The 7,891-nt window shown below is 42.4% G+C and carries 7 protein-coding genes; 6 read left to right on the forward strand and 1 reads right to left on the reverse strand.

The window, feature by feature from the left end:
* Nucleotides 1-25: 25 nt before the first annotated feature.
* The 5 genes from VB740_RS15965 (at nucleotide 26) to VB740_RS15985 (ending at nucleotide 4,478) form a co-directional block, all read left to right on the forward strand.
* Complete coding sequence (locus VB740_RS15965; protein WP_323200952.1) at nucleotides 26-838, forward strand: inositol monophosphatase family protein; 813 nt, start codon at nucleotides 26-28, stop codon at nucleotides 836-838.
* A 314-nt stretch (nucleotides 839-1,152) separates the two neighbouring features.
* Nucleotides 1,153-2,100: a J domain-containing protein gene (locus tag VB740_RS15970; protein ID WP_323200953.1), complete on the forward strand. Its 948-nt coding sequence runs from the start codon at nucleotides 1,153-1,155 to the stop codon at nucleotides 2,098-2,100.
* Nucleotides 2,100-3,311: an ATP phosphoribosyltransferase regulatory subunit gene (locus VB740_RS15975; RefSeq protein ID WP_323200954.1), complete on the forward strand. Its 1,212-nt coding sequence runs from the start codon at nucleotides 2,100-2,102 to the stop codon at nucleotides 3,309-3,311. The genes VB740_RS15970 and VB740_RS15975 overlap by 1 nt, the downstream gene beginning before the upstream one ends.
* A gap of 143 nt (nucleotides 3,312-3,454) precedes the next feature.
* Nucleotides 3,455-3,679, forward strand: coding sequence for an indolepyruvate ferredoxin oxidoreductase subunit alpha (locus VB740_RS15980; RefSeq protein ID WP_012407913.1), 225 nt, complete (start codon nucleotides 3,455-3,457; stop codon nucleotides 3,677-3,679).
* A gap of 70 nt (nucleotides 3,680-3,749) precedes the next feature.
* Nucleotides 3,750-4,478 (forward strand): ABC transporter ATP-binding protein, encoded by a 729-nt coding sequence (locus VB740_RS15985; RefSeq protein WP_323200955.1) that lies wholly within the window; start codon nucleotides 3,750-3,752, stop codon nucleotides 4,476-4,478.
* An 809-nt stretch (nucleotides 4,479-5,287) separates the two neighbouring features.
* Here VB740_RS15985 and VB740_RS15990 read toward each other — a convergent pair.
* On the reverse strand, nucleotides 5,288-6,610 hold the full coding sequence (locus VB740_RS15990; RefSeq protein ID WP_323200956.1) for a hypothetical protein: 1,323 nt from the start codon (nucleotides 6,608-6,610) through the stop codon (nucleotides 5,288-5,290).
* Nucleotides 6,611-6,896: 286 nt separating this feature from the next.
* On the opposite strand from VB740_RS15990, the gene VB740_RS15995 reads away from it, so the two are divergent.
* A complete protein-coding gene (locus tag VB740_RS15995; protein WP_323200957.1) occupies nucleotides 6,897-7,619 on the forward strand; it encodes a carbonic anhydrase in 723 nt (240 codons plus the stop codon).
* Nucleotides 7,620-7,891 lie beyond the last annotated feature (272 nt).

Below are 7,891 nucleotides of genomic sequence, written 5' to 3' on the forward strand. Positions count from 1 at the left end.
ACCAATGACAAATGACTAATAACTAATGACTAATCTACAAATTTTTCTAGATATTGCTACCGAAGCGGCCTTAGCTGCTGGTGTAATTTTGCAAGGTTACTTAGGTAAATTAGAAGATGCAATTATTGAAAAAGGTCGCCCTGGTGATTTAGTCACCGCTGCTGATAAAGCCTCAGAAGAAGTAATTTTAGAAATTTTGCGCCGCCACTTTCCCGATCACTCTATCCTTGCTGAAGAATCAGGGAAATTAGGTAATCAAGAAAATGAATACCTTTGGGCAATAGACCCTCTAGATGGCACAACCAACTACGCTCATCAATACCCATTTTTTGCCGTTTCCATTGGACTGTTAATTAATGGCGTTCCTCAACTTGGTGTAATCTATGACCCCTTCCACAATGAGCTATTCCGGGCTGCTGCTGGCTTGGGAGCAACCCGGAACCGTCGCCCTATCAAAGTTTCGGTAACATCTGAATTGAGTAAAAGCTTACTAGTGACAGGATTTGCTTACGATCGCCGCGAAACCTCTGATAATAACTACGCAGAATTTAGCCACCTCACCCATCTTACCCAAGGAGTCAGACGTAGCGGTTCCGCATCGCTAGATTTGGCGTATGTTGCCTGTGGACGCGTCGATGGTTATTGGGAACGAGGGCTTTCTCCTTGGGATATTGCCGCCGGGATAATTTTGTTACAAGAAGCTGGGGGCAAAGTCACTGCCTACGATGGTACTCCCGTCAAAATTGAGTCAGGTAGAATTCTCGCAACAAATGGTTATATTCACGACTCCCTCAGTAGCGAACTGTTACAAGTTCCACCACTATCAGCATGGGTGTAGGGGAGCAATGCGATTTTGTGAGGTGAGTAAGCAGGGGAGGCAGAGGAGGCAGAGGAGGCAGGGGGAGAGAAAGAAATTAAGTGTATTTTGAACTATTTTAGTAGTAAAAGTTATTAGTATTTTCTCTTTACTTCCCCTACTTCCCCTGCTTCCCCTGCTTCCCCTGCTCCCCCTGCTCCCCCTGCTCCCCCTGCTCATTAGACGATGATCTCACTTTTTCGCGTTGCTCCCTGGGTGTAGCACCTGGAAGCTTTCCCTTCAACTTTGGGTAAACTAAACAAAATCTAACTGCTCCTTTGGTGCAAATCCTCTATATGTCTTTCAAAATAGATCGTGGACTATTTAAATATGATTTCATAGATCATCACGCAGTTTTGTGCGTTCCAGTGGATGCGGATGTCAAAGAAATTCGCAAACGCTATCTCAAAATCGCCCGCCGTTTGCACCCAGACAGTAGTTGTACTGAAAGTGCTGAACAGAAACAGCTAGGGAACGAATTGTTATCAAAGCTGGTTAACCCAGCTTACGAAAAACTGTGTGGCGATCGCACTCGCACGGAATATATTTTAATTTTGTCGCAAATTGGCAAGCGTCTGGTACAAGAATCTACTTCGGTGACTCTCAACACCGAATTGGCTAAACAGTTAGCTAATGCCCCTAATATCGATCATTTTTATAAAAGTGCGATCGCTAAAATTGGCGAAACCCAATATGATTCTTTAGATCAAGCACTGCAAGTCATTGCCCAAGTTAGTGAGTTGAATTTAGTCTATTTAATGCGGAGTTCGGGTAAAGCATCAGCAGCACCGCCACCTGCTCAACCTAAAGTTAACTCAAGCACACCACCACCAGCGCCACCACCAGCGCCACCACCAGCGCCACCAAAAGAAGACTCGATTGTAGAACAGTATATTCGTCGCGCTCAATCTTTGATTGACAAAAATCAATTTGCCCAAGCCAAAGTAGAGTTGCAGGATGCCCTGAAGCTAGAACCTAAAAATAGTCACTGCCATAGCTTAATTGCAATGGTCTATTTGAAGCAAAATCAGCTAAAAATGGCAAAAATCCACTTCGACAATGCTCTCAAATTAGACCCCAACGATCAAGCAGCATTGCAATGGAAACCAAAAATAGATAAGGCTTTAGGACAACAACCTAATGATCATAAGGTGACTTCATCCCCCAATAATGGAGATAAGCAACCAGATAAATCTGGTAGTGGTGGTTTGTTCGGTGGTTTGTTTGGTGGGAAGAAAAAATAATGGTGTATCAACCAGCAGCGGGAGCCAGGGATTTATTACCCTTGGATGTAGAGAAAAAACGCTGGATTGAAGATCGGTTACAGCAGGTGTTTGACCGTTGGGGATATCACAGGATTATCACCTCGACTTTAGAACGTATGGATACCCTGATGGCAGGGGAAGCAATCCAGCGCCAGATGGTGATTCAATTACAAAATGGTGAGGATGATGAATTAGGGCTACGTCCAGAATTAACAGCATCCATTGCTCGCACCGTTGTCACTCGCATGGCAAATGCAACTTATCCGCAACGGTTGTACTACAACGCTAACGTGTTTCGCCGCACTTGGGAAAGTAGACACAATCGCCAGCAAGAATTTTATCAAGCTGGAGTGGAATTATTAGGTGCTGGCGGCTTGCTAGCAAATGCGGAAGTACTACTGTTAGTAGCAGATTGTTTAGCAGCACTGGGGTTGCGCGAATGGCATTTAATTTTAGGTGAGGCGGGAATTACCCGATCGCTCCTGAGTGCTTTTCCTGCTAATTTACAGGATAAAGTTCGTAGTGCGATCGCTCATCTTGACCGCATTACTATAGATACTTTACCCCTAAGTGACAAACTACGCGATCGCGCCCAAATCATCATGGATTTGCGCGGCCCAAGTGCAGACGTGTTACAAAAAGTCAGTAGTTTGGATTTAGATGAAGAACAGCGAGAGGCAGTAAATAACCTCAAATCCCTAGTAGAATTACTGGAATCAGAGAAAAAACTTCCGTTAATTCTCGACCTCAGCCTGATCCAGACCATAGACTACTACACTGGTATTGTCTTTGAAGTTGTCAACGATACTGAATCCCAAGCCAGAGTTTTAGGGCGTGGTGGTCGCTACGACCAGCTTTTGGGGCTATATCATCCCCAAGGAGAAAATATACCTGGTATCGGTTTTGGACTAAGTATCGAAGATTTATACCAAGTTTTGTTATCTACACAGCAATTGCCACAGGAAACCCCAGCGAGTAACTGTTTAGTAGTACCAGAGACAGCGAATGCTAACGCCGCCGCCTTTGCCTACGCGCAAAAGCTCAGAGATTCTACTGATTTAGTGCGGGTAGAAATTGATTTGGGGGGAAGAGATGCAGACGCTATTCGCCAATACGCACGCGATCGCGGTATTGCCCAAATTGCTTGGATCAAGCCCGATGGCTCCCCAAAAATTGAACCATTGCGTTAATGGGCATGGGGCATGGGGCATGGGGCATTGGGCATTAATCAATAATTCTTCTTCCCCTGCCTCCCCTGCTCCCCCTGCTCCCTGGCCCCCCACTCCCCTGCTAGGCTAGAAATAGCCGATACAGAAAAGAGGGAATCAAAAACATGCCGCACACAATTGTTACAGAAGTCTGTGAAGGCGTAGCTGACTGCGTAGATGCCTGTCCAGTTGCTTGTATTCATGATGGCCCAGGCAAAAATGCTAAGGGAACCGATTGGTACTGGATTGACTTTGCCACTTGTATCGACTGTGGTATATGTCTCCAAGTTTGCCCAGTAGAAGGGGCAATTCTTGCAGAAGAACGGCCGGAGTTGCAAAAAACTCCGTAATAGTCCATAGTCAACAGTCAATAGTTATTTTTGACTTGACTGTTGACAAACGACAAATGACAAATAACAAATGACAAATGACTATTTATTAGATGTCCAAAATGTCCACGCTGGATATATCAAAGATGTAGATATCCTGCAAGGTGTGAATTTCCAGGTTGCACCAGGGGAATTGGTAACTGTGATTGGCCCCAACGGTGCTGGTAAATCTACTTTAGCAAAAGCAATTTTTGGGCTTTTGATCCCCCACACAGGCACAATTACCTTCAAAGGTGAAAATATTGTGGGGCTAAAGTCCAATCAAATTGTCCAACGAGGAATGTGCTACGTACCGCAAATCGCCAATGTTTTCCCCTCTCTGAGTGTTGAAGAGAACTTGGAGATGGGTGCTTTTGTGCTTAACGCTCCTCTGAAACCAATTAAAGATAAAATATTTACTATGTTCCCTAGACTAAGCGATCGCCGTCGTCAACGCGCTGGTACTCTCTCTGGAGGAGAACGCCAGATGCTAGCAATGGGTAAAGCTTTGATGTTGGAACCTAGTTTGCTGATTTTGGATGAACCATCTGCTGCTTTGTCCCCGATTCTGGTGACACAAGTGTTTGAGCAGATTAAACAAATTAATCAGGCGGGTACTGCGATCGTATTAGTAGAACAAAATGCCCGTAAGGCTTTAGAGATGGCTAATCGCGGCTATGTACTGGAGTCTGGACGCGATGCTATTTCCGGCCTTGGTCAAGAACTGTTGAATGACCCTAAAGTGGGTGAGCTATATCTGGGAGCAGGTAAAAGACATTAACGCTCTTTAATCACTCTTGCCCCCATTCAACATAACACCACTGTAATGAGGAAACTTCACCAGGCGATAGCGTGCCTAGGTTGGTGTGCGCCTACGCTATCTATAAACTAATACAAAAGCTATAAGATTTCCTGCCACTGCCGCGACCGTCGTTTTCGATGCTCAAAGAATTCTCCCCAATAATCCTTGCGTTTCTAATCACATCTACAGCGAATAGAAAGGTAAAACAGGACATTCATTCAGGAAAAAATGACGAAAACGCAAATTAATTGGATTTCCCAGAACTCGATTCAACCGAAAGGCGTACTGAACTTCCTATATATAAAGCTTTGAATCACTTTTTAATATACTGCTGAGTCACAACAACTCATGCAAAGTGTTTTCTCATGGTATAAAAACGCTCATGTTTACCCAATCAAAATTGATTGAGTGGTTTTGGCAATTTGGCACCCAAAATTTTTCTATTGCAGTTTTAATTGACATATCAGCAGGGTTACTGGGACATTGAGAAAATTCTACAAGGGATCTATTCCCGTCTCAAAAATCCCACCCAATGGCCAGTTGTTGACGCCCACGCTCTGTAAACTTACCCTTTTAGGGTTGGATGCAGTAAACAAGCAAAGTGAGCGTCACCGCTTCAATACAACTGGCTAAAATTCAAACAGAAAACACATAGTACAAATGGACTTATACCATTTCATGAAATACCTGATACACAGGTAGGGGCGTATAACTTTACGCTTTCATAGCCGATTAATTATGTTGCAAAAATTTTTGGCGGAAGTATTGGCTAAAGCGATCGCTACCATTTATTTAGCCTGTAGCTGCTTTAATTTATGATTTGCCGATAGTAGTAACTCTTGAGCTTTCAGATAGGCTGTTGTGCCATTTTGCACCTTTTCTAATTGATTAATAATACTTTGTAATTGGCTCAACACCCGATTGCGCTGCATATCATGAGCATCAGTAGGAATTGAAGCCAGCAAACTTGCAATTTCTCGTTGCGCCCTTTCCAAAGCCTCCACAGCATCTGCCTCAGCTTGCCGTCTTACCTTAACTTGACCTAAATTAGCCTTATAAATTGCTAATAAATTCTGTGCCTCAGTATAACCAGCCACGTCTTTTGAAGGAATCTCTTTAAGCCGCTCAATTGCCTCTATCCACAAATTTTCTATCTGTTGCCATTCAGTTACGGTATGCGGTGGATTTTGACCAGCTTTGGCAGCTTGCCAAGAAAATTGCCTTGCTGCGGTGATTAAGGCACTGATGCGATCGTTTGCCGCTGCTAATCCCACAACTTGCTGAAACTCACGCTTATAATTATCCAGTTGATTTTGTATAGTTTTTCCTGCCAGGGTTTGACTAGGAATCTGCTCAAATTGATTAAGCGCCGTTTGCCAAGCAGCTGTTGCAGTCTGTTTATCAGTTACTGTTTTAGCGCGTTCATATTGCTGTTTTGCATTTAAGAGGCTCTGCATATTATCGGCAAGCAAAGACTGAGCATTCTTTTCCTGAAAAACCTTAGCTTCTAGCTGCCCAACTTGACTCCGAAATGCATTAAAACCGTAGATGCTAAAGCGCGAGTCGTACCACCAATATTTATATTGTGACCAATCGTTGACAAAGGAAGTTGGTAACTGATCTATATGTTGTCGTGTTTCTTGCAACTTCTGTTCTCCCAAAGCCAAATCAGCAGGACTAGTAGCTTTTTCAATCAACTGTTCAGCTTGTTCAACTAATACCAACGCCTGTCGATAATGATTATCCATACTTATATAGCTGGGTAGCAACAAAAAAGGTGCATGGAGCATCACCGGACGGCGAATCACCGGGTAAGGTTGGTTAGCCACCCAAATTACACCACCAGGAATGCCTATAAGTATTACTGTCCAAATAAGTCTACTACCTATACCGCGCTTGGCTTTGCTATGCACTTGCTGAGGGGATGTTTTAAGCACCCGCCTTTGTAACTCCATTTCATGCTCTAATTCAGCAAGGTTTTTGGGAGTTGATGGTGTTGCAGGTTGTTTCTGCACCAGAGGTTGTTGGCTGGAAACAGATGGATCTATCCCAGAGCTATTTGGAGCATTTTTACGTAGGAAATTCCAGTTTGTTTTGTTTAAAAAAGCCATATCTATAGCCAGTACTATATTAAGTGTTCCCAAAATAGACAGGAAATACAAACAATAGATATTTTTGTATTTTGATACGAATTTTATTCTTTTACAATCAAAAAAGGATGTATTAAAAAAGCATCTGTCCTCTTTACTATTGCCTACCTAAGCAAGTAAGTTAACAAATGCGATTTTATTTTTATATGTGAATGTTAAATGACTCTTAAATCGTGTAATCAGGTACTCTAACATCTTCCTTAAGTCTGATATCTTCCTGAGAACAGCTTTGTTTTCAGGTAGATTGATGAGTCGAATTAATGGATTTATAGGGCGACGTGATTTCTTAAAATTTGCTAGTGTGGTAGGTATTGCGGCTACTGCTTTTGGTGATAGTTTTTGGAATCCAGAGCAAACTACTGTTGCTGATATTCACCCAGTTAACCCTAATCCAGTCAGTCCGAATCAAGCCGTCAGATGCTTACTCGATGGTAATCAAAGATTTATCACTCAAAAACGTAAATATCCTGATCAATCACTAGAACATCTGCGATTAGTTGCTAAAGCTCAGTATCCATTTGCCGCTATATTGGGCTGTGCAGATTCTAGAGTACCTGCGGAAATCATCTTTGATCAAGGACTTGGAGATTTATTTGTCGTGCGAGTTGCTGGTAATGTCGCCAGTGACACGGTTATAGGTAGTCTCGAATATTCTACAACAGTGTTAGGTTCGCAGTTAATTGTCATTTTGGGTCATAAAAGATGCGGTGCTGTCGCAGAAGCAATCAAAAACGAACCACTTCCTGGCAGAATGGGTTTGATTATTGAGGGTATCAAACCATCTGTAGAAAGGGTAAAGTTAAGAACGGGCGATAATATGCAGAATGCAGTTATAGCTAATATCCAGTATCAAGCTGAGAAATTACAGGAAAGCTCAACAATTTTAGCTAAATTGATCGATGAAGGAAAACTAAAAATTGTTGGTGCTTGTTACGATATTGACACTGGTAAAGTCAACATTATTACTTAAAAATTTCATAGCTTTTAGGCGTAGGGTTCTGAGTTTAATAATGTTGCAAAAAATGATTACTTATAAAATACTTTTTATTGATAATCCTGACAATTAATCAAATTCATTACTGAACTGAAAAATTTAACAAAATACCTGTTACATATAGATTAGTTGGGGCGGCGATGCCTGGGTTGGTCTACGCTAAGGCAAACTCTTGAAGAAAAATTCAGAAGTCATACCAATTTGAAAAAAGAATGCGACAAATAGACCATTTGTAGAGACGCGATGAA

The organism is Nostoc sp. UHCC 0251 (assembly GCF_034932245.1).
Classification (GTDB): domain Bacteria; phylum Cyanobacteriota; class Cyanobacteriia; order Cyanobacteriales; family Nostocaceae; genus Nostoc.